Source organism: Salinibacterium sp. SWN248 (assembly GCF_015864575.1).
In the GTDB taxonomy this organism is placed as follows: Bacteria; Actinomycetota; Actinomycetes; order Actinomycetales; family Microbacteriaceae; genus Rhodoglobus.
Genome location: NZ_JADYWW010000001.1, coordinates 1,125,000 through 1,145,317, shown reverse-complemented (window position 1 = coordinate 1,145,317; position 20,318 = coordinate 1,125,000). Strand labels below are relative to the sequence as shown.

At 62.4% G+C, this 20,318-nt stretch carries 18 protein-coding genes; 8 read left to right on the top strand and 10 right to left on the bottom strand.

The features are described from left to right. Positions 1 to 35: 35 nt before the first annotated feature. The 5 genes from I6E73_RS05410 to I6E73_RS05390 are packed head-to-tail and all read left to right on the top strand — an operon-like array spanning position 36 to position 5,448. Complete coding sequence (locus tag I6E73_RS05410) at positions 36 to 1,262, top strand: hypothetical protein (protein WP_307784232.1); 1,227 nt, start codon at positions 36 to 38, stop codon at positions 1,260 to 1,262. Further along, a complete protein-coding gene (locus tag I6E73_RS05405) occupies positions 1,259 to 1,957 on the top strand; it encodes a DUF4129 domain-containing protein (RefSeq protein WP_197123684.1) in 699 nt (232 codons plus the stop codon). Before I6E73_RS05410 ends, I6E73_RS05405 begins: the two co-directional genes overlap by 4 nt. Then, entirely contained in the window at positions 1,954 to 3,153 is a 1,200-nt protein-coding gene (locus tag I6E73_RS05400) for a DUF4350 domain-containing protein (RefSeq protein ID WP_197123682.1), read from the top strand. Before I6E73_RS05405 ends, I6E73_RS05400 begins: the two co-directional genes overlap by 4 nt. A 43-nt stretch (positions 3,154 to 3,196) precedes the next feature. Continuing rightward, a complete protein-coding gene (locus tag I6E73_RS05395; protein ID WP_197106172.1) occupies positions 3,197 to 4,153 on the top strand; it encodes a MoxR family ATPase in 957 nt (318 codons plus the stop codon). 2 nt (positions 4,154 to 4,155) lie between these two features. Continuing rightward, the gene (locus I6E73_RS05390) at positions 4,156 to 5,448 is read left to right on the top strand and encodes a DUF58 domain-containing protein (RefSeq protein WP_197123680.1); all 1,293 of its coding nucleotides are present in this window, start codon (positions 4,156 to 4,158) and stop codon (positions 5,446 to 5,448) included. Positions 5,449 to 5,539: 91 nt separating this feature from the next. Here the strand turns inward: I6E73_RS05390 and I6E73_RS05385 are convergent, their stop codons facing one another. Further along, on the bottom strand, positions 5,540 to 6,535 hold the full coding sequence (locus I6E73_RS05385; RefSeq protein WP_197125155.1) for a stage II sporulation protein M: 996 nt from the start codon (positions 6,533 to 6,535) through the stop codon (positions 5,540 to 5,542). A 16-nt stretch (positions 6,536 to 6,551) separates the two neighbouring features. On the opposite strand from I6E73_RS05385, the gene I6E73_RS05380 reads away from it, so the two are divergent. Next, positions 6,552 to 7,412, top strand: coding sequence for an RDD family protein (locus I6E73_RS05380; protein WP_197106174.1), 861 nt, complete (start codon positions 6,552 to 6,554; stop codon positions 7,410 to 7,412). Here I6E73_RS05380 and I6E73_RS05375 read toward each other — a convergent pair. Both I6E73_RS05375 and I6E73_RS05370 read right to left on the bottom strand, forming a co-directional pair. Next, positions 7,409 to 8,833 (bottom strand): phosphomannomutase/phosphoglucomutase, encoded by a 1,425-nt coding sequence (locus tag I6E73_RS05375; RefSeq protein ID WP_197123679.1) that lies wholly within the window; start codon positions 8,831 to 8,833, stop codon positions 7,409 to 7,411. The two genes, I6E73_RS05380 and I6E73_RS05375, sit on opposite strands and share 4 nt — an antisense overlap. Next, entirely contained in the window at positions 8,820 to 9,035 is a 216-nt protein-coding gene (locus I6E73_RS05370; protein ID WP_197106176.1) for a DUF3499 family protein, read from the bottom strand. The genes I6E73_RS05375 and I6E73_RS05370 overlap by 14 nt, the downstream gene beginning before the upstream one ends. Before the next feature lie 63 nt (positions 9,036 to 9,098). Between I6E73_RS05370 and I6E73_RS05365 the strand changes: the two genes are divergently transcribed. Then, positions 9,099 to 9,542, top strand: coding sequence for a metallopeptidase family protein (locus I6E73_RS05365; protein ID WP_197123678.1), 444 nt, complete (start codon positions 9,099 to 9,101; stop codon positions 9,540 to 9,542). A 3-nt stretch (positions 9,543 to 9,545) separates the two neighbouring features. Here the strand turns inward: I6E73_RS05365 and I6E73_RS05360 are convergent, their stop codons facing one another. From I6E73_RS05360 to manA, 7 genes are all read right to left on the bottom strand, one after another. Beyond that, the gene (locus I6E73_RS05360; protein WP_197123676.1) at positions 9,546 to 11,129 is read right to left on the bottom strand and encodes a DUF5719 family protein; all 1,584 of its coding nucleotides are present in this window, start codon (positions 11,127 to 11,129) and stop codon (positions 9,546 to 9,548) included. Beyond that, positions 11,126 to 13,936, bottom strand: coding sequence for a glycosyltransferase family 2 protein (locus tag I6E73_RS05355; RefSeq protein WP_197123674.1), 2,811 nt, complete (start codon positions 13,934 to 13,936; stop codon positions 11,126 to 11,128). Before I6E73_RS05355 ends, I6E73_RS05360 begins: the two co-directional genes overlap by 4 nt. A 104-nt stretch (positions 13,937 to 14,040) precedes the next feature. Beyond that, positions 14,041 to 14,367 (bottom strand): WhiB family transcriptional regulator, encoded by a 327-nt coding sequence (locus I6E73_RS05350; protein ID WP_197107160.1) that lies wholly within the window; start codon positions 14,365 to 14,367, stop codon positions 14,041 to 14,043. Positions 14,368 to 14,507: 140 nt separating this feature from the next. Continuing rightward, on the bottom strand, positions 14,508 to 15,455 hold the full coding sequence (locus tag I6E73_RS05345; RefSeq protein WP_197123672.1) for a GDP-mannose 4,6-dehydratase: 948 nt from the start codon (positions 15,453 to 15,455) through the stop codon (positions 14,508 to 14,510). Beyond that, entirely contained in the window at positions 15,452 to 16,441 is a 990-nt protein-coding gene (locus tag I6E73_RS05340) for a GDP-mannose 4,6-dehydratase (RefSeq protein WP_197123670.1), read from the bottom strand. Before I6E73_RS05340 ends, I6E73_RS05345 begins: the two co-directional genes overlap by 4 nt. Before the next feature lie 114 nt (positions 16,442 to 16,555). Continuing rightward, positions 16,556 to 17,824 carry a polysaccharide biosynthesis protein gene (locus I6E73_RS05335; RefSeq protein ID WP_197123668.1) on the bottom strand — a complete coding sequence of 423 codons (1,269 nt, stop codon included), beginning with the start codon at positions 17,822 to 17,824 and terminating at the stop codon, positions 16,556 to 16,558. Positions 17,825 to 17,834: 10 nt separating this feature from the next. Then, positions 17,835 to 19,019: a mannose-6-phosphate isomerase, class I gene (gene manA, locus I6E73_RS05330; RefSeq protein WP_197123666.1), complete on the bottom strand. Its 1,185-nt coding sequence runs from the start codon at positions 19,017 to 19,019 to the stop codon at positions 17,835 to 17,837. A gap of 108 nt (positions 19,020 to 19,127) precedes the next feature. Between manA and I6E73_RS05325 the strand changes: the two genes are divergently transcribed. Next, on the top strand, positions 19,128 to 20,312 hold the full coding sequence (locus I6E73_RS05325) for an acyl-CoA dehydrogenase family protein (RefSeq protein ID WP_197123664.1): 1,185 nt from the start codon (positions 19,128 to 19,130) through the stop codon (positions 20,310 to 20,312). Positions 20,313 to 20,318 lie beyond the last annotated feature (6 nt).

Below are 20,318 nucleotides of genomic sequence, written 5' to 3'. Positions count from 1 at the left end.
TTGAATAGATGCAGTTCAACATTCGAGGGTGAGACGTGAGCGATAACAGTCCGTGGCAATCGCCAGATAGCAGTAACCCTGTCGACGGTTCCCAGCCGCTTGCACCCCCTGCCCCGTCTGCGGCGTACGCACCGGGAACGACATCCGCAGCCCCTCACGGCGCGCCGGGAGCGCCCCAGTATGGTGCTCCAGCTCCCTCGTGGACCCCACCACCCAAGCCCGGGCTTATCCCCTTGGCCCCCCTGGGACTCGGCGCCATTCTTTCGGCATCGCTCATGGTGCTTCGCCGCAACCCCCGCCCCACATTTGGGTTCGCCCTGCTGATCATGAGCATCGTCATGATCGCTTCGCTCGTACTCGTGGGCGTCGTGACCTTTGCCGGCGTCGAACGCACGCTCAGCGCGAGCGATGCGGATGCCGCTGCCATCGAAGCTGGCGCCACCGCCGGAACAATTTTGTCGGCACTCTTTGCCGTCGTCCTCTCCCTGATCGGTGGCGCACTCCTTCAGGGAATCGTCTCGCTCGAGGTGGCACGCGGTGCTGTCGGTGAACGACTGCGCCTGCGCGGGCTGTGGGCAGCCGCGAAGGGCCGCATTTGGGCTCTCGTTGGCTGGTCAGCCCTTGTTGCTGCCGCCGCCATTATCGGAATCGCTCTCATCGCGGGCATTGCTGTGCTGCTGTTCACGTGGGGTGACACGGCTGGCATCGTCATTGGAGTGCTCGTGACGCTGTTCGGCATCGCCGCGAGTGTCTTCCTCGCAGCCTGGCTCGGTACCTTCTTCGCGTTCGTTCCGAGTGCGCTCATGATCGAGCGCTTGCCGCTCGGCCAAGCGATTCGTCGCTCATGGTCGCTCGTCAAGGGAAGCTTCTGGCGCACCTTCGGCATCTTGCTGCTCATCATGGTCATCGTGAACACGGTGTCGAGTGTGGTTACCGCCCCGCTGAGCTTCATCGGCGGTCTCGGCGTTGGCCTCCTCAATCCAACCGGCGACGAAGATGCCGCCGTTGTCGCTTTCATCGCGCTCTACATCGTGACGATCGTCGTTTCAATCGTGATCAGCGCTGTCACGATCGTCATCCAATCAGCAGCCCCCGCCCTGTTGTACATCGACATGCGGATGCGAAAAGAAGGGTTCGACCTGGAACTCACTCGTTTCGTCGAGGCTCGGAACGCTGGCGACTTCTCGGTGCCCGACCCGTACCTCACCCTCGACAGCTCGCCTCGACGCGCACCTGACGCGTCTCCTTACACGGCTTCATGACGCTAGCAACGCTCTCGGTCACCGTGCCCGCCTTGCTGTTATCCAGCTCGGCGCGCGCGGTTTCTAGCGAGGTTCCGGTCGATCCCGACTCGGAGCAGGCCACGAATTGGTTGATCGACGAGCTTTCGAAAGCTCCGTATCAGGCAGCCCGCCCCACACTCTTCGACCGAGTCTCGAAGGCGTTTAGCGATTGGTTAGCGAGCCTCACCATTGGCGAAGGAACGGGCATCCCGACCATCGTGTTGATCGTGCTGCTGGCTCTTGTCGCGATCGCCATTATCGCTGCGATCGTGGTCTACGGACTCCCCCGCCTCAACCGCAAGAGCCGCCACGAAGAGGGCATCTTCGGTGAGGCCGACTACCGCACGGCAGCCCAATTGCGGGCATCCGCAGAGCAGGCTGCTGCGCGCGAAGACTTTGCCGAAGCGATCGCTGACATGTTCCGTTCGATCGCCCGCGGGCTCTCGGAACGCACTCTCGTGAGTATGACGCCCGGCACCACCGGTCACGGCTTCGCCAGCCGCGCTAGTCGCGCGCTGCCCGAGCTCGCCCGCGAGCTAGGCCACAGTGCCGACGTCTTCGACCTCGTGCGCTACATGCGCAAACCAGCAACACGAGAACAGTACGACGAACTGCGCACGCTGGAAGCACGCGTGCGTGCGGCCAAACCTGATCTCGCCGAGGCAACCCTGTGAGCGCCGCACAAGCAACCGCGTCAGAAACGACGGTGCTCACCCCCCGCGTCGGCACCACAGCCAAGCGCGCCCTCTACTGGGTTGCCGGCTCGATTCTCGTGGTTCTCGTCGCGATCGCGAGTCTCAATCTCGCAGGGACAGCAGTCGAAGGCCCACCGCTCGACCCCACCAGTGCCTATGAAGCAGGAACGCAGGCGCTCGCCGAAGTATTGCGCGATCAGGGCGTCGACGTGCTGGTTACGACGACGCTCGATGACACTCGCGCGGCGCTCGACTCTTCCGACGACAGCACGCTGTTCTTCACTAACTTCGAGGCGTACCTCAGCGAAGACCAGGTAGCCGCGGCAACCGGACTCGCGGCGACCGTCGTCTTCGCCGATCCGACCCTCACCGAACTTCTGCGGGTGGCACCAGAAGTCGCCCACGCCGGCCAAAATTCGGATGCTGTTACGGCATCCTGTTCAGCACCGCTCGTCGCGCAGGCCCCCGATATCACGGCCGGCCCGAGCAATTACCGCGTGATCGAGCCGAGCGCCGAAATCACGGCCTGCTACGGAAACGACGACGATGGCTACGGGCTGATCGTGCTCGACCGCGGTGATACTGAACTTCGGATCCTTGGCGCCACTGATGCGCTCAGCAATGGCGACATCACGGCAGCCGACAACGCGGCCTTCGCTCTGCGGCTCCTCGGCGAGCACGAAACGCTCGTCTGGTACACGCCAAGCTTCCTCGACCTCGCCAACTCCGGTGACGCCAAGACGCCCGCTGAACTCGCCCCCGGGTGGGTCTTGCCCGGTGTCTGGCTTACGATGCTGACACTTCTGGCTGGCGCACTCTGGCGTGGTCGCAGATTCGGCCCGCTCGTGATCGAAAAACTGCCCGTGACCGTGCGCTCAAGCGAAACGATGCAGGGGCGGGCGCGGCTCTATGAGCGCTCCACAGCGAGACTCCACACCCTCGATTCGCTGCGCATCGGAACAATTCGCCGTCTCGCCGTACTGTGCGGCATGCCGACTACGGCATCCGTCAACGATGTCATCAACCGAGTATCACCTCTTGTTGGTCAGCCGATCGAGCCGTTGCGACAGTTGCTCATCGATCGCGAGCCCGCCTCCGACCACGAACTCATCACCCTTTCCGATGAATTGCTTGCTCTCGAAGATCGAGTTCACGCTGTCATCCGCCCCGCCTAACAACCTCAGCCCCACCGAGCCAGAGATAGAGAAGAATCGAGATATGACTGACGAGCAACTGCGGCACGCATTCACTCAACTCCGCACCGAAGTAGGCAAGGCGGTCGTTGGTCAGGATGCGGCTGTTACCGGCCTCACCATTGCACTGCTCACGGGCGGCCACGTGCTGCTCGAGGGTGTTCCCGGCGTTGCCAAGACCCTTCTCGTGCGCACCCTCAGTCGTGCCCTGCAGCTTGACACCAAGCGCGTGCAGTTCACGCCTGACCTCATGCCGGGTGACGTCACCGGTTCTCTCGTCTACGACGCCAAGGCTGGCGAGTTCGAGTTTCGCGAAGGCCCCGTCTTCACCAACATTCTGCTCGCGGATGAGATCAACCGCACACCCCCGAAGACTCAGTCATCGTTGCTTGAAGCGATGGAAGAACGCCAAGTCTCGGTCGATGGAAAGACACTCAAGTTGCCCGTACCTTTCATGGTCGCGGCCACGATGAACCCCATCGAATACGAAGGCACCTACACACTGCCCGAAGCTCAGCTCGACCGCTTCCTGCTGAAGCTCGTGCTCGATCTGCCAGAACGTGACACTGAAATCGAAGTGCTCACTCGCCACGCTGCCGGCTTCAACCCGCGCGATCTCGCCGCCGCCGGAGTGACCCCCGTGCTCGATGCGACCATGCTCGCCGCCGCTCAGGATGCCGTAGCAAAAGTCGGTGCAAGCCCTGACGTGATTGCCTACGCCGTCGACCTCGCTCGCGCCACTCGTCAGAGCCCCTCCGTGAAGCTCGGCGTCAGCCCTCGTGGTGCGATCGCGCTCATCTCGGCAGCCAAGGCCTGGGCGTGGCTCACCGGCGCCGACGCGATCACGCCCGACCACATCCAGAGCATGGTGTTGCCGGTGCTTCGCCACCGCATCCAGCTCCGTCCAGAGGCCGAGCTTGAAGGCGTTTCGTCTGACGTGATTTTGCGATCGATCGTGCAGCAAGTGCAGGTTCCGATCTAACGATGGCGCTTTCTGGATGGTTCGTCGCTCTACTGGCGCTCGGCATTGTGCCGATCGTCCTGACTGGCGAGCCCTTTGTACTCACGCTGTGGCTGCTTTTCGTCATCGTCGTCGGTGCCATCGATTTGCTGCTGGCGGTGTCGGTGCGGTCGCTGCGTTTCGAACGCATCGCGCCCGACCGGGTGCGCCTCGGCGAAACCACGAGCTCAACCCTGCGCATCACCAACCCGACCCGCCGCCGACTGCGCACCGTCGTGCGCGACGGCTGGCAGCCATCCGCCGGCGCTCACACCAACCGGGTTCCGCTGACCGTGCCGTCGCGCGAACGTCGAGAACTCAGCACCGTGCTCACTCCAGTGCGGCGAGGAACCCGCGAAGCCGCGCACGTCACGGTGCGGTCGTACGGCCCGCTGCGACTGATTGCGCGTCAAATCACGGTGAGCGTGCCGAGCTCTTTCACCGTGCTTCCCCCGTTTAACTCTCGCAAGCACTTGCCATCACGGCTCGCTCGCCTGCGAGAACTCGATGGCGCAACGAGCGTCATGATCCGTGGTCAAGGCACCGAATTCGACAGCCTGCGCGACTACGTGCGCGGCGACGACGTTCGCTCCATTGACTGGCGTGCCACCGCCCGCCGTTCTGAACTTGTGGTGCGCACGTGGCGCCCCGAACGTGATCGCCGCGTTGTCATCGTCGTCGACAGCGGTCGCACCTCAGCCGCCCGAATCGAAGACGAGCCCCGCATCGATACCGCGTTCGAATCAGCGTTGCTGCTCGCCGCTCTCGCGTCAAGTGCCGGTGATCACGTCGACTTCATGATCTACGACCGCCGCGTTCGCGCACGAGTGCAGGGTGCCAGCGGACCCGACCTGCTCTCGAAAATGGTCAACAGCATGGCGCCGGTGCAGCCGGAACTCATTGAGATGGATTGGAACTCGGTGCCGGGCCTTGTGCGTCAGGCCACCACCCAACGCGCGCTCGTCGTTCTCGCCACAACAGCCGAATCGCCGGGCGGAAGCCTCGGTCTGCTCGCCATGCTCCCCCAGCTCACCGCGAAACACACTGTTGTGGTGGCTTCCGTCACCGATCCATCCATTGCGGATGCCACGCTCGACCGCTCCACGCGCGACGCCGTCTATCTCGCCGGGGCGGCCGAGCGCGCTCTCCTCGATCAGTCGCGAGTTGCCGCCGCGATCAACCAGCTCGGAGCATCCGTCGTCTCGAGACGCCCCAGTGAACTGCCGCTGGCTCTTGCCGACCACTACATCGCGCTCAAGGCCGCCGGAAAGCTGTAGCGGCACGAGACCACGGCAGAGCCTCTCTACGAGCTCATCTGAGCTGCGCCAGTGCTGCCACAGCGCGGCTGGGCGTTAGTACGGCTGGTCGTTAGTTGGCGACGATGTGGGTAGCCCCCGCGTCGAACTCGCTGAGGTCTCCCGTGTTGCCTGCGCGAGCGCTGCGCCCACCGAGGATCCACTGGTATGCCAAGAATCCGGCGAGCGCGACAGTGCCGATGCCGATCTTGATGGGCCACGGCCAGTCCTGGCGCGTGACATAGCCCTCGATCACTCCGGACACGAGCAGCGCAAGGATGAGCCCAACGACGATCGTGAAGAGCGAGCGACCAGCGTGTGCGAGCGATTGAGCCCGCGTGCGTGCCCCTGGGGCGACCCACGACCAGAAGATCATCATTCCGGTCGCGCCTGCCACGAAGATGGCGTAGAGCTCAAGCTGGCCGTGCGGAGCGATGTAGAGAAAGAACACGTCAAGTCGATCGAACTCGTTCATGATTGCCGCGGTGAATCCCAGCTGCTGGGCCGTGTTGAACAGCAGGTAGGGAACGTAGAGGCCGATGATTCCGAACGCGACAGATTGTGCGGCAATCCACGCGTTGTTGGTCCAGACGAACCCGGTGAATGATCCGCCGGAGTATTCGGAGTAGTACCCGACGAAGTCATCTTGAGCGAGAGCTTCACGCTCTGCCGGCGTTCCGAAGTTTGCAAGAACTTGCGGGTTTGAAATTGCCCACCACGCGAAAAGGAAACCAACAAGGAAGGTTGCGGCGGCGAGGATGAGCGACATCCAGCGCACCCGGTAGAGCGCCGCCGGAAGTTGAACAACAAAGAATTGTGGGAGCTGGCTGAGCAGGTTTGCCGAGGCCCCGGTGAATCGCAGGCGCGCCCGGCTGAGGGTGAGCGAGAGCCGATCAGCCTGCGCAGACTGGCCCGAACTCGTCTTCATCGCTGACAGCTGAGTGGCGCCGGACTGGTAAAGATCGATCAATTCGTCGACATCAGTGCCGGAAAGTCGTCGTTGCTTGCCCAAATCGGCAAGGCGATCCCATTCTTCGCGGTGCGCGGCTGAGTAAGAGTCGAGATCCATCTGCTTAAATGATGTCATGCCGAGCCCACAAACGACCAACACATTTGCGTATGGTGACGAACCCGATGAGCTCATCACGGGTGAAGCCGTTGCGTTGGAGCTGCATTCGACCAGTTTTGTCTTGCGTGCGGCCGGTACCATGATCGATTTTCTGGTCTACGCGGCCGCTCTCATTGGCCTCCTGATCGGCGCATTTGCCTTCGCGACCGCTGCCGGTCTCGACCAAGCAATCGCCACGGCGCTTACCGTCAGCGCGACCGTGATCTGCCTCGTGGTCATCCCCACCGCCGTCGAAACACTCAGCCGCGGCAAGTCCCTCGGCAAGCTTGCGATCGGAGCCCGCATCGTTCGCAACGATGGCGGTGCGATCGGCTTTCGCCATGCCTTCATCCGCGCTCTGATCGGTGTGCTCGAGATCTTCATGACCGCGGGTGGCTTGGCCGCCATCGTGGCGCTGCTCAACACTCGCGCACAGCGCCTCGGCGACCTTGTGGCGGGCACCTACGCCCAGTACGAACGCGTGTCGAAGTTCTCGAACCCTGTGGTGCAGCTGCCCGGCCAGTTGGCTGACTGGGCTCGCACCGCCGATGTTGCCAAGATGCCGGATGCTCTGGCCCGGCGCATCTCGCACTTTCTGGTCGCTGCGCCCGGCTATACGCCGATGACGCGCCACCAGCACGCCCTGAACCTTGCGCACGAGGCGTCCGCCTACGTGTCTCCGCTACCCGCCGTGGAGCCAGAAGTGCTGCTCAGCGCCGTTAGCGCTGTGCGGCGAGAGCGCGAGACTGTCGCGCTTGCCAGCGAGAAAGCACGGCTTGCCGCCCTCTCCCCCGCGCTGACGGGTGTTCCGCGCGGCTTTCCAAGCGACCGCGGCTAAGCGCGAATCAACGCAAGCGCGCGATCGCGAACGATCTCAAGCGTTGCCTGATCGCCGGCTTCGGCGTTGAGTCGCAGCAATGGCTCAGTGTTCGAAGGACGCACGTTGAACCACCAGAAGGGTTCGCCCGCCGCCGTGGTGCCGGTGACGGTGAGGCCATCAAGATCATCGAACTCGGCCTCACCCTCGAAGGCCACACGGATGCGGGCAGTGGCTGCCGGAACGTCGTCCACCACCGAATTGATTTCGCCGCTCGCCGCATAGGGCGAATAGCGATCGGAGAGCACCGAGAGGGGCTCCTGCTGCGAACCAAACTCGGCAAGCAAATGCATCGCGGCGAGCATCCCGTTATCGGCGCCCCAAAAATCGCGGAAGTAGTAGTGCGCCGAGTGTTCTCCACCAAAGATCGCGCCGGTCACCGCCATCTGGTCCTTGATGAGCGAATGGCCAACATGGGTGCGCACCGGGATCGCCCCAGCGGCTTCGATCGTTTCGGCGACGATGCGCGAAGTGATCAGATTGTGGATAACACGGATGTCGCCCTCCGGCTGCAATGCGCGCACCCGTTGAATTTCCCGCAGGGCCACGACCGCGGCAACAGCACTGGGACTCATGGGATTTCCGCGCTCGTCGACCACGAAGCAGCGGTCGGCGTCGCCATCGAACGCGAGCCCGAGATCCGCACCGTGTTCGAGCACCGCTTTTTGCAGGTCAACGATGTTGGCGGGCTCAAGCGGGTTGGCTTCGTGGTTCGGGAAGGTGCCGTCGAGTTCGAAATACATCGGGATGATCTCGATGGGCAGCGCCGGCAAACCGGCAGCGGTCGAGAGCACAGCCGGAACTGTCATGCCGCCCATGCCGTTACCGGCATCTACTACGACACGAATGGGGCGGATGCCGCTGAGATCAACGAGTTCACGCAAGTAGCTGGCGTAGTCGCCAAGCACATCGAGCTCTCGCTGGGCGCCGACCGCGGAAACCGCGTCGATCCCTGTTGCGAGGTACTGCTGGGCACGGTCACGAATGGACTTCAAACCGGTCGCGAAACTGATCCCCTGTGCACCGGCTCTGCTGAACTTAATTCCATTGTACGTCGCCGGATTGTGGCTGGCCGTAAACATGGCGGCCGGAGCATTGAGCGAACCGGAAGCGAAATAGGTTTCATCTGTCGAGCAAAGCCCGATGAGAACAACGTTGGCGCCGCGAGAGCGCGCGCCCGCCGAAAAGGCTGCAGCGAATCCCGGAGAGGAGTCGCGCATGTCGTGGCCGACGATGATTTCGTGGCCGGCGGCATCCACTTCGTCAGCGAAAGCAGCGCCGAGCGCTTCAACAACGTCGTCGGTGAGCTGCGAACCTACCAAGCCACGAACGTCGTACGCCTTGATAAACGGTGCAAGATCGATGGGGTTAGCTTTGCTCATGCCCCAAAACTACATGGCGAACGACCTGCCAACCCTGAGGCACGGACAGTCGTTCAGCATGGCGGTCGCACAAATCGTAGGTGTGCGGTTCTGCGCTGTAGCTCAGCGGCCCTAAAACGGCCATCGAGTCGGCATAGACATAGGTGAGAGTGGCGACTGCTTCGGAGTTGCAGGCGACCTTGCTGCACGGGCGCTGGATCATTGTGAGCCCTAGCCTACGACTCTGCGCCCACAGATGGGCAACTGGCGGTCGTACAATGAGCACGTGGCTAGATCATCGAAGCGAGCGTCGACGCGCTCTGTGCGGGGCAACTGGCGCGACCGTCATGGTCGCGGCATCCGCTCCGCCGTTACCGGTCCGCACCTTCCGCTGCTGAGCAGCCGCAACGGAAACTTTGAACTCACGGTTGCTTCTGCCGCACAGTACTTGAAAGAAATGTGGCCAGACGAGCTAGCTAGTGCCCGCTTCGAGCTCGGGCTCATGCCCGGCAGCAGCCCCGAAGGCAGCAAGATCGTGCGCTGGACTGCCCTGCCCGATGAGAAGCGCATCATCCTCTACCGCTTGCCCATCGAACGGATGGCCAGGCTGCACCGAGATGACGAACTTCATAAGCGGATGCTCATCGAAAGTTGTGTTTTTCAGGCCGTCGCCGAATACATTGGCAAAGAACCGTGGGAACTCGCCCCGGAGCGGTTCCGCAATTTCTAACCGCTAGGGAAAGACCGTCAGCGGTGAAGAACCTGGCGTCTGCGGGTCAATCGAATACGCCGCGATGAAGCCGTTCTCCGCCTGCGTAACACTCACATAGACCGGCCCACTCTGGGTCAGCGTGAACGTTCGTCCGCTCGACACCGGCACGCTTACGCTGCTGCCCGCCTCGATCGTGTACTCCTCGTTGAAACCCGCGTCGGCGGTGAGAGCAACATCAACTGCAGTCTCGCCGGCATTAGTCACGTTGACGGTGGCATCCAGCCCCGGAGCAACCGTGAACTGGGTGTCACCGCTGAGCGCCGGGCTCGAGGTAAACCAGGCAAAGTCTGTCGCCGAAATCTTTTCGCTCGCGCTGATTACGGCGGAGGTCGTGCGGGCGGCGGCAACGATGGGCTCGTCCGATTCGATCTGAACCGCGTAGGTTCCGGTGGCAAGTTCTTCGATCGGGATGTCGGTGACAACACCAGCGCTCAGGTCGAGAGTGAACTCAATAGGGTCACGCTCAGCATCCGTCGGTGTCAGCGTTGTGGTGATGGTCGCCGGTGCCTCACCGGGCACGAACACCCGGATCGCCGCAATCACGTCATCCGTTTCGGTTGCGGTGCCGCGCAAAGCCTGAATGGCTTCGAGGCTGGTCACTACCATCGCGGGAATTACGACCGAGCGAGATGACGGTTGGCTTGCGCCCACGATCTCCACACCGCCAGCATCGAGCCCGCGCACGATTGACTGCTGCAGTTCTGCCGTGATCTGGCCACCAGTGCTCGTCACATGCACGACGGGAGAAGAAATGCCCGGCGCAAACCCGGCCAACGACAAGACGCGTTGACCATTGGGCGGGACCACGATTCCGGTGGTACCGGCCGCTGACACGATCCCCCGCTCGTCGAAGATATCGAGGGTGACTGTCGAGGCAACTTCGGTGGGGTTCGTCAGCGAAATCAGTGTCGTGCGCCCCGTGGTGGTCGAACCGCCAACGAGCCAACTATCGCCGCCGACAGCACGGCAGCCAGCAGCCGCGAAGCCAACATAGTCACCGATGTTCACGTATTGCGATTGCGCGCCACTCAGTCGCACGAGCGAGTCGGGAGATTGCGAGTCAGGGGCAGCACTCAACACCAACGGTTCCGCGACGGCTTCACCGGCTTGGGCATCCGAGGCGGAGATGCTGGACTGTTCAACAGTTCCCGTGCTCGAGGAGAAACGTGTGAGGGCTTGCCCGAGAGTGAATACGGCGGATGCCGCTGCTCCTGATTCGTCCGAGAGCCGCAAGAGTGGCCCGGGGCACGTCAGCTGCTGCGCTGTGGGCACCGGAACAACGAGCTCGCTTGGCGGTGTCGCTGTGTACGAGGGAAGATCGAGAAAGCTCGAACCGAGCACCGCAGCGGCGGCAATTCCGATACCGAGTACTCCGACGACGACTCGCGCGCCGACGGCAGCAGCGGCTTTCGCCGAGACCGGCCGTTTTGCGCTCGATTCTGGCTCAGGAGCTCCCGTGAGTTCGTGGTCATCATCGAATTCTTCGCCAGTGGGCTGGTCGGGCAGCGCGGCGGCCTCGTCGGGGGTGAGTTCGTTGTCGATCATTGGTTCGCCTCAATCACGGTGACGGCGCTCTCCGCTTTGGCCGCTTTGAGACGGCGGCGACGAGTTGTCGGAATGGCGAGCAGAAGCGTCAGACCGAAGACAGTGGCCTGCCCGGCGAGCACAATCTGTCCCCAGCGAGTTTCCGTGTTGCTTGCGCCGACGGGAATCTCGGCTTCGCGCAGTTCGGGGTAGTGCCAGAGGTAGCCCTGGGCAGTATCGCCAATGGGGTTCAGGAGGCTGTTGCCATCGAGGGCTTCGATGATGCGCTGACGTGTTTCGGAGGTCTCCGGATCAGTTGCCGGTGTAAGTACGATGAACGCGACCTGAAGGTCGTTCAGTTCGTTCGCAATCGCGTAGCCACTGCGTGAGGCAATGTTGCCGGCGAGCGTTGCGTTGACGAGTTCGGCGTCCGAAAGTTCGGTGCTTGTTGCGGCGAGCGTCGATTGCTCGTCGAGTCCTGAGCCGCGGCCGCGGTGCAGATCGACCGCGATAGTGGAGTCTGAGGTCACCGTGAGTTGGAGAGTGCCAAGTCCGTCGCGCTGTGTTGACTCTGCTGCGACAAAGGCGGGAAGCAGTCGCCCATTGCTCGTCGTGACGGGCACGTTGCCCGAGGCGAGCGACCACAGCGGTGCAGCAGAAATTCCGAGGATGCCGACGAGGGCGACCACTGCTGGCAGGGCGGCATGACGGCCAAGACTATCGATCGCGACGATCACGGCGCCGCTGAGACCGAGCCAGTACAGGCTAAGACCGGCACCGGCCCACACGGTGACTTCGGATTCGCCGGAAGCACTCACCGTCAGGTGCGTCGCGGCGACGGCGGTCGCGAAGCCCAACAGAGCGAGTGCGAGAGCGGGAACAGCGCGGCGTGTGCCGGGAACAAAGAGGCTCATGAGGGCGAGGGCCGCGAATGGTGCCAGCAGTAGCGCTACGAGGAGCGGGCCATAGCGATCGTTGAGACCGAGGGTCGCAAGGAGTTCGCTCCACCCGTTGGTTCCGGGAACGACGCTGCCGATCGCCAACTGCCAGCCGCTTGAGGCAACGCGGGCTACCGGCAGTCCGGGGTCGGCAAAAATCGCGAGAAGGGCGCCGCGACCCCACTGTTGAATCACGAGCGGCGCAAACAGCGCAGCGGCGGGAAGAACAATCCAGATCAGACGATGAGTCGACTTGGGGCGAAGCACAATCCACGCTACGAGTCCGATCACGAGAGCGGGAATCAAGCTTGGCGCCGAGGCCGTGATTACGGCGAAGAGCAGAGCGGCCAGTGCGGCCATCGCCCAGTTGTGGGCAGCGCGCAACGCGGTGAGAATCAGCCACGGCAGCAGAATGTGAGCAAGAACAGCGCCTAGTTGCCCCTCGCCGAGAGCGACCAAGAAGCTCGGAGCGACCGTCCACGCAACGGCAGCGAGGGTTGGCGCCCAGGTGCGTTCCGAAATGGCTGCCGCACACAACCACGCCGCCAGCGCCGCCAGCGGCAAGGCCAAGAGATACAGCATCACGATGCTGAACGAGGGATTCCAGAATGTGAGCGCCCCCAAGGCTGCGAGAACGGCGGCGAACGGATCCGCCGCTACTACCTGCTGGGCAAGATCGTTCCAGCCGTAGCCGACATGAGCCCAGAGTTCAGAAACGGTTGTCGAGAGTGGCAGGAGTCCGCCACCGATGAGGGCGTGAGCATCCACAAAGCGGGAAAAGCTGATCATGCCGAGGATGCCAGCCAGCAGCACGACCCAGGCGCCGCCATTTCCAAAGAACTTGGGTCGCTCAACTTCGAACGCGGCATCGGGCGCCGCTCCGTGACGTTCATGGGCCCGCATTTCGCGCAACTCTGCCCACGACATCCGTAGCGGGTCAACGGCCGCAAACCCCAGCTTTTTGTTGCGTCGGAGGTTGCGGCGGGCTGCAACAACGCCGCCGTCGAAGATCGCGGCGAAGGCTGCGGCAAATTCACCCGCGATTGCCGTGGGACGTTTTGCGATGAGATGACCGAGTGACCGCAAGATCGCGAGGGGCAAGAGCGTCAGCCAGTGCAACGGCACCGCGATCGCGGGCGCGTAAACGAGTCGACGGTGAAGCTGCGCAAAACGTTGCACGCGGTTATGAGCCGCCGCCGAGATCGTGCGCTTGCCGAATAGTTCCGGGCCACCAGAGCTTGCGACGCGAGCATCCGCGACAGCAACGACGCGGTGGCCAGCCAAACGGGCACGAATACAGAAGTCGAGTGCCGCATCCACCGAGGTAAGTTTCGGATCAAAGCCGCCGAGCGCCGTCCACACTTGGCGACGCACAAGCATGCCAGCGCCGGCCACGCCCATCGCGTCCGTTTGCACATCATGTTGGGCCTGGTCGAGTTCGTCATTGACAAGACCGACAGATCGACCAAGAGGCGTCAGCGTTTCGCCGAAGTTCGAGATAACGGCGGGATCATCCCAGCGCACCAATTTGGGGCCAGCGACTGCAACCGATGGCGCAATTTCGACCGCGCCGAGCAGAGCACGCAACGCATTCGGATCTGGCGCACTGTCGTGCGCGAGCAACCACAACCACTCGTTTTCTGTGGCCTGAGGAGCAGCAGTGTAGAGCGCTGCTCCGATCGCGCCGCCAAAAGTCTTGTGCGCGTGAGCGTCTGCGATCTGCGCCGGAGCGGAGTCTGCCATGAGAGCCAGCGACTCATCGCTGGACTCAGCATCAACCACGATGACCGAATCGGGTCGTCGAGATTGGGCCGCGATCGCGGCAAGTGTTCGTGGCAAATACTTCGCACCGTTTCGGGCGACTAGTACTGCGGTGACTCTCGGCTGCATTTGTTTGAGACTATGCGCCGCTAGCGCAGTTTTGCACTCGACGCGCTGCAGAGCCGCGAGTCTGAGAGCCGCCCCAATTCGGGGTTACGGCTCCACTCGGACAACTAGCTCGCGCGCTTGCGGAGCTTGCGACGCTCGCGCTCAGAGAGACCGCCCCAGATTCCGAAACGCTCATCGTTTTCGAGAGCGTATTCGAGGCACTGGCTGCGAACTTCACACGAGGAACAAATCTTCTTTGCGTCACGAGTTGATCCGCCCTTTTCGGGGAAGAACGCTTCGGGATCTGTTTGTGCGCAGAGGGAGTCTGTTTGCCAGGACAGCGCATTGCCGTCTTCATCGGCGAGAGGTTGACGAACTCCGGGAACCCCAAGTCGTACGGGGTCAACAAACCAGTCGTCCGGAACTCCCGCGCGGTATCCGCTGTTGCCCATCTGGTCTTTCTCCCCTCCGCCTTTAATGCTTCGCATCAAATCGCGTTACATAATTACACCGGTGTAGTTCGCGAGAGTCAAGTCGCAGATCATAATTGCCTCGACTACGAGTTAAGGGTTATGGCGCGCCGTGACTTAAATTAACTCAGCAAAGCGAGATCGTGATCGACCATCGCTCCTACAATTTCATCAAACTTAACCTGCGGAGACCAACCTAGAATCTGCTGAGCCTTGCTCGCATCCCCCAGTTGTAGGGCGGCATCCCCCGTGCGCAGCAAAGAATCGGAGACCGTGAGGCGCTCAGACCAGTCGTCAACGCCCGCCCGTCCAAATGCAGCGGCCACGAAATCCCGCACGGAGCGAGAAACTCCCGTCGCGATCACAAAATCGTCGGCTTGTGGATGCTGCGCTGCTCGAACGAGCGCATCCGCGTAGTCGGGTGCCCAGCCCCAATCGCGGCGGGCATCCAGATTTCCGAGTTCAAGAGTGTCTTGCAGCCCCCGAGAAATCCGCGCAGCGGCCGCGGTGATCTTGCGGGTCACGAACGTTTCGGGGCGACGCGGCGACTCGTGGTTGTAGAGAATCACAGAAGAGGCTGCAACGCCCGCTGTGCGGTACGCGCCGACGAGTCCGTGAGCATAGGCCTTAGCGGCGCCGTAGGGGCTTGTGGGGCGCACTGAGGTGCTCTCGTTCTGGGGAGAGACTGTTGGCGCGCCAAAGATCTCTGCGCTCGAGGCTTGTACGAAGCGGATGTCGGCGTCGCCGCGGTCGTGAATGTTCTTGACCGCTGCGAGCATTTCTGCCACGACCGCGCCGTTCAGCCGCGCCGTGAGGGTCGGATTTTGCCACGACTGGTACACGGAACTCAGCGCCGCCAGGTTGTAAATCTCGTTCGGCTGCAGTTCTTCGATGAGTTCGCCGATTGCACTATCCGCGGCGAGGTCGAGCTCGTGGGCGACGACTCCCGGTGTCACCAGTTCACCGGCATCGCGGGTGACACCGTGCACCTCATAGCCCTGCGCGAGCAGAAGCTCAGCCAGATACGAACCGTCTTGGCCAGTGACTCCGGTGATCAGTGCACGAGTCATACGAGACCGGCGAGCGCTTTCTGTTCAGCGAGGTCGGCTTCGACCATCATCGCGACGAGCTCGGGGAATTTGACTCGCGGTTCCCACCCGAGCTTCTCCTTCGCCTTCGAGGAGTCTCCCACCAGCAAGTCAACTTCTGCGGGGCGCATGAAGCGCTCGTCGAAGGTGACGTAGTTGGTCCAGTCGTCGATTCCCACCGCGGCGAAGGCGAAATCGAGGAGCACGCGGATGCTCTGGGTCTCCCCCGTCGAGATGACGTAGTCGTCTGCTTCATCCTGCTGCAGCATCAGCCACATTGCTTCGACGTAGTCACCGGCAAAACCCCAGTCGCGCTGAGCATCGATATTGCCGAGCGTGAGAGTGTCTTGGAGCCCGAGCGAGATTCGCGCTACGGCGCGGGTAACTTTGCGGGTCACAAACTCCGGGCCGCGGCGCGGGGATTCGTGGTTGAACAGCACGCCAGACGAGGCGTGCATGCCGTACGACTCGCGATAGTTGATGGTCATGTAGTGGCCGTAGACCTTGGCAACGCCATAGGGCGAGCGCGGCCAGAGCAGCGTATCTTCGTCTTGCGGAACGGTTTGCACCTTGCCGAACATTTCAGAGCTGGATGCTTGGTAGAACCGAACCTCTTGGCCGGTAGCGGCGGTGTGCAGTCGCACAGCTTCGAGGGCGTTCAGCACGCCCATGCCGGTGACTTCGCTGGTGAGGTGCGCGTTTTCCCACGAGTAGGCGACGAAGGAAATCGCGCCGAGATTGTAGAACTCGTCGGGCTGTGCAACGCTCATGGCGCGCATGAGGCTCGACAGGTCGGTGAGGTCTCCCGTAAGAATTTCGACATCCGGAATCACTCGCTCCAGCATTTCGCGCTTCGGGTTGTTCTGACCTCTCATGAGGCCGAAAACTGTGTAGCCCTTCGAGAGCAATAGCTCGGCAAGGTACAGCCCGTCTTGGCCGGTGATTCCGGTAATGAATGCGCGCTTCATAGTGATCTCTCTTGCTTGCGGTCGGTTCTGCCTAGGTTCCGAACCAACACGTCGGCCACAGTTACGCTACTGGAACTTGAACGGTCGTGCAGGGGTCGGGGATGGCCGTGTGGCCTAGAGCTCGGTGGGCGCAGCATCCGGCTTCGTCGTCGCCACAATGAACGCGCCAGCCTTGACGCGCAACCGCCAGACGAACAGCGCTTGCGTGCACACCGAGACAGTCTCACCAATTGCGAGCCCCCACGCGCCTCCAGCGGCCCCATAGGCGGCGCTGAGCAGCAGAATGGACGGGACACCCACGGCGGCAGCCAGCAGCACGCTCAGCATGAACTGGCGCCGCGCGCCCATCCCCACGAGGGTGATGCGGCCAAGCGTTGTGCCGAGCGCAATTCCGAGCGTGGCAACACCGAGCCCGAGCGCCGTCGCCTCGTTGATCGCCACTTCGGCACCGAACAGCAGCTCAGACAGCCACGGACCGAGCAGGGCGAACATGACAAGTCCGGTCAGGCCGAGGCTGGCGTGCACGACGAAGGAGCGGCGGATGCGCTGCCCGAATTCGGCATTGCCTTCCTCGACGACCCAGCCTTGAAGTGCATTACCCAGCGCAGATACCGAGTATTGGCCGATGCGATAAAGCTTGTCTCCCGAGACGTACGCGGCTGCTTGAGCACTCGCCGCTGTCGCTCCGACAAAGGTCACGGCCAGCGAGTTGTAGGCGCCACCAGCGACCTCGGTGGTCACCGCCGAACGGTTCGCGCGAAACACTTCGCGCACCTCGTGTCCATCGCGGCGAACGAGTTCGGCCACCCCGGCTGTGCGCAGGGCAAACAGGACGACGCTCACCAGAGAGGCTGCCACGAGCAGCACCGGATACCAGAGCACATCCCCCGCATTCAGCACCACGACGGCGGCAATGATTGTCGCGACAATTCGCGGAGAGATCTCGTAAATCGCAATCAGGCTCGCGCGGCCAAGACCGATCATGAACCACGCGCTCGAGAGCCCCGTGAGGGTCATCGCGATCGCCATCACCGCGGCATCCACCCGGTAGTCACTCGGCGACACCAGCGCGGCGATTACCGCAGCCAGCACCGCACTCGGCAGCCACACCAGCACGCGGGCATGCAAACTCGTCACCAAAATGCGGGGACGGATGCTCGGAGCAGCCAACGCAATCAGCGGCGGGCCAACCGTGTTGAAGCCCAGCGCAACAATGAGCGCAAAGAATCCACCGCTCGATTGCCCCACCGCGATGGCGAGCCACGCATCAGCACCCGCAACCCTCGCCAAGATCGGCAGAAACAGGAAGGGCGTGATCAGCGACAGAAACGGCAGGCCAGCAAAACCGAGGATGCGTTTAGCGAAGCCTCCTCGTGCGGTCATGAGAGCAACACTATTGCGTTGCCGCCACAAACAACTGACCGGCGCCCCGCACTGTGAGCGTGCTCTCGTCGCCGGACACAAAAATTGATTCGCCGCGTGAGAGCGACGTCGAGTGATCGCTGCCGCCGACAACGAATTGCCCCGCCGTGCACAACACGATCGCCGCGCTGTGCAGCTCGAGCGACGCATCTTCAGTCACTTCGAGCAGTTGGAAGTCCCGCACGGGTGGCCGGAACACTCGGGCTGTTGCCCCGACGGGTTCGGGCGCGAGATACGGCACCGGGCTCGCCGAGAAATCCAGAACGCGCAACAGCTCAGGAACGTCTACGTGCTTCGGAGTGAGCCCTCCACGCATCACGTTGTCTGACGATGCCATGAGCTCAATGCCCAGGCCGCGCAAATAGGCATGGATGTTGCCCGCAGGCAAAAACAGCGCCTCACCCTTGGCGAGCGTCACATGGTTGAGCATCAGCGAAATGAGCACGCCGGGGTCGCCAGCGTAGTAGCCAGCAAGCGTGCGCACGAGGGCGAACTCATCACTGGCATGGTCGGCTTCGGCGAGCGCCGTGACGCACTGCACGAGCTCCGGCACCGGGGCTGCGGCCGAAATGAGCCACTCGAACATCGCACGCAGGTCGGCGTCGGTGCGAGCGAAAGCCAACCACTCGGCGAACAGGGCCGGGCGAGGGGCACTGCTGGCGGCATCCAATTCAGCAAGGCGCTCGATGGATGCTCGGGTGTCGGCCATGGAGCGAAAACCACACAGCGCCTCAAACGTGTCGCTCACCGCAACGATGAGCTCAGGCTTAGCGGACGCGTCTTTGTAGTTGCGGTACGGCGCGGTCAACGGAATGCCCGCTGCGTTTTCACGCGCGAAGCCCTCCGCAGCCTGCTCGGGAGTGGGGTGAGCTTGAAGGGAGAGGGGCGCACCGGCGGCAAGCACCTTCAATAAGAAGGGAAGCCGTTCGACTCCCGCGCCCACAACTCGCGCACCATCGCGCTGGATCCACTCGTTCAGATCACGGGCGCCGCCGGCCAGAGTCGGGTCGAGGATGACGCTGGGACTCCCCGGATGCGCGCCGAGCCAGAGCTCAGCTTCAGGCTTTCCCGTCGGTTCCGTGCCCAGAAGCGCAGAGATTTCGCCAGCGGAGCCCCACGCGTAATCACGGGGCGTATTAGTGATGCCTACAAACATTCAGTCCACTCTTCTCGAAGCCTTAGCCCAAAGTACCAACCGTCTAGAAGCGACGTGTACTCACGCTTTAGGATCGCAGTGATTTCGATAAGCAATGGAGCGACGACTATGTCATTTGAGACCCTCAGCAGCGACTTCTACGGCTACGAGAATGCGCTGACCGATCAGGAGAAAGACACCATCCTGAAGCTGCGCGCATTTCTCGACAAAGAGGTGCGCCCGATTGCCAACGACCTGTGGGCTAAAGCGGAGTTCTTCGACCGCGACGTTATCGTCAAGGGACTCGCCGACCTCGGACTCTTTGGACTCCCCTGGGCCGAAACCCAGCAGTTCCCCAACTCAGCCGTCTTCCGTGGCTGGGTGGCGCTAGAGCTCGCTCGTGTCGACGCCAGCGCCGCCACCCTCGTTGGCATGCAAAACGGTCTCGTCATGGGATCCATTGGTGTTGCTGGTTCGCAAGAACAGCGCGATGAGTGGCTGCCCAAGTTTGCTTCCGGCGAACTGCTTGGTGCTTTCGGCCTGACCGAGCCCCTCTCGGGTTCTGACACCGCCCAGGGCCTCCAGACCGTCGCCAAGCGCGAAGGCGACAATTGGATCATCAACGGCGCCAAGCGCTGGATCGGCAACGGCTCCATCAGCGACGTCACCATCATCTGGGCACGCGACGAAGCCGACAACCAGGTCAAGGGCTTCATCGTTCCCACGAGCACCCCTGGCTATTCGGCCACCCGCATCGAAAACAAGCAAGCACTGCGCATTGTGCAGAATGCCGACATCGTGCTCGAAGACGTCATCGTGCCGGAGAGCAACCGTCTGCAGAATTCCACCTCGTTCCGCGACACCGCAGCCGTGCTGCGCCTCACTCGCGCCGAAGTGGCGTGGGCCGCGGTCGGAAACTCCATCGGAGCCTACGAAGCCGCTGTGAAATACACGGGCGAGCGCATCCAATTCGGCAAGACCATCAGCAGCCACCAACTCGTTCAAGAACACCTCGCCAAGAGCCTCGGCAACATCACCGCATCCATTGGCATGGTTACCCGCGTCTCCGAAATGCTCGATGAGGGCACCCAGAAGGATGAGCACGCCGCCCTTGCCAAGGAATACACAGCAAGCCGCATGCGCGAGACCGTCGCGTGGTGCCGCGAAGTGCTCGGCGGCAACGGAATCGTTCTCGACTACGGAGTTATGCGCCACTTTGCGGACGCAGAAGCGATCTACTCGTACGAGGGAACTCGCGAGATGAACACGCTCATCGTGGGTCGCGCCATCACAGGTAAGGCAGCATTCGTCTAATCTTGC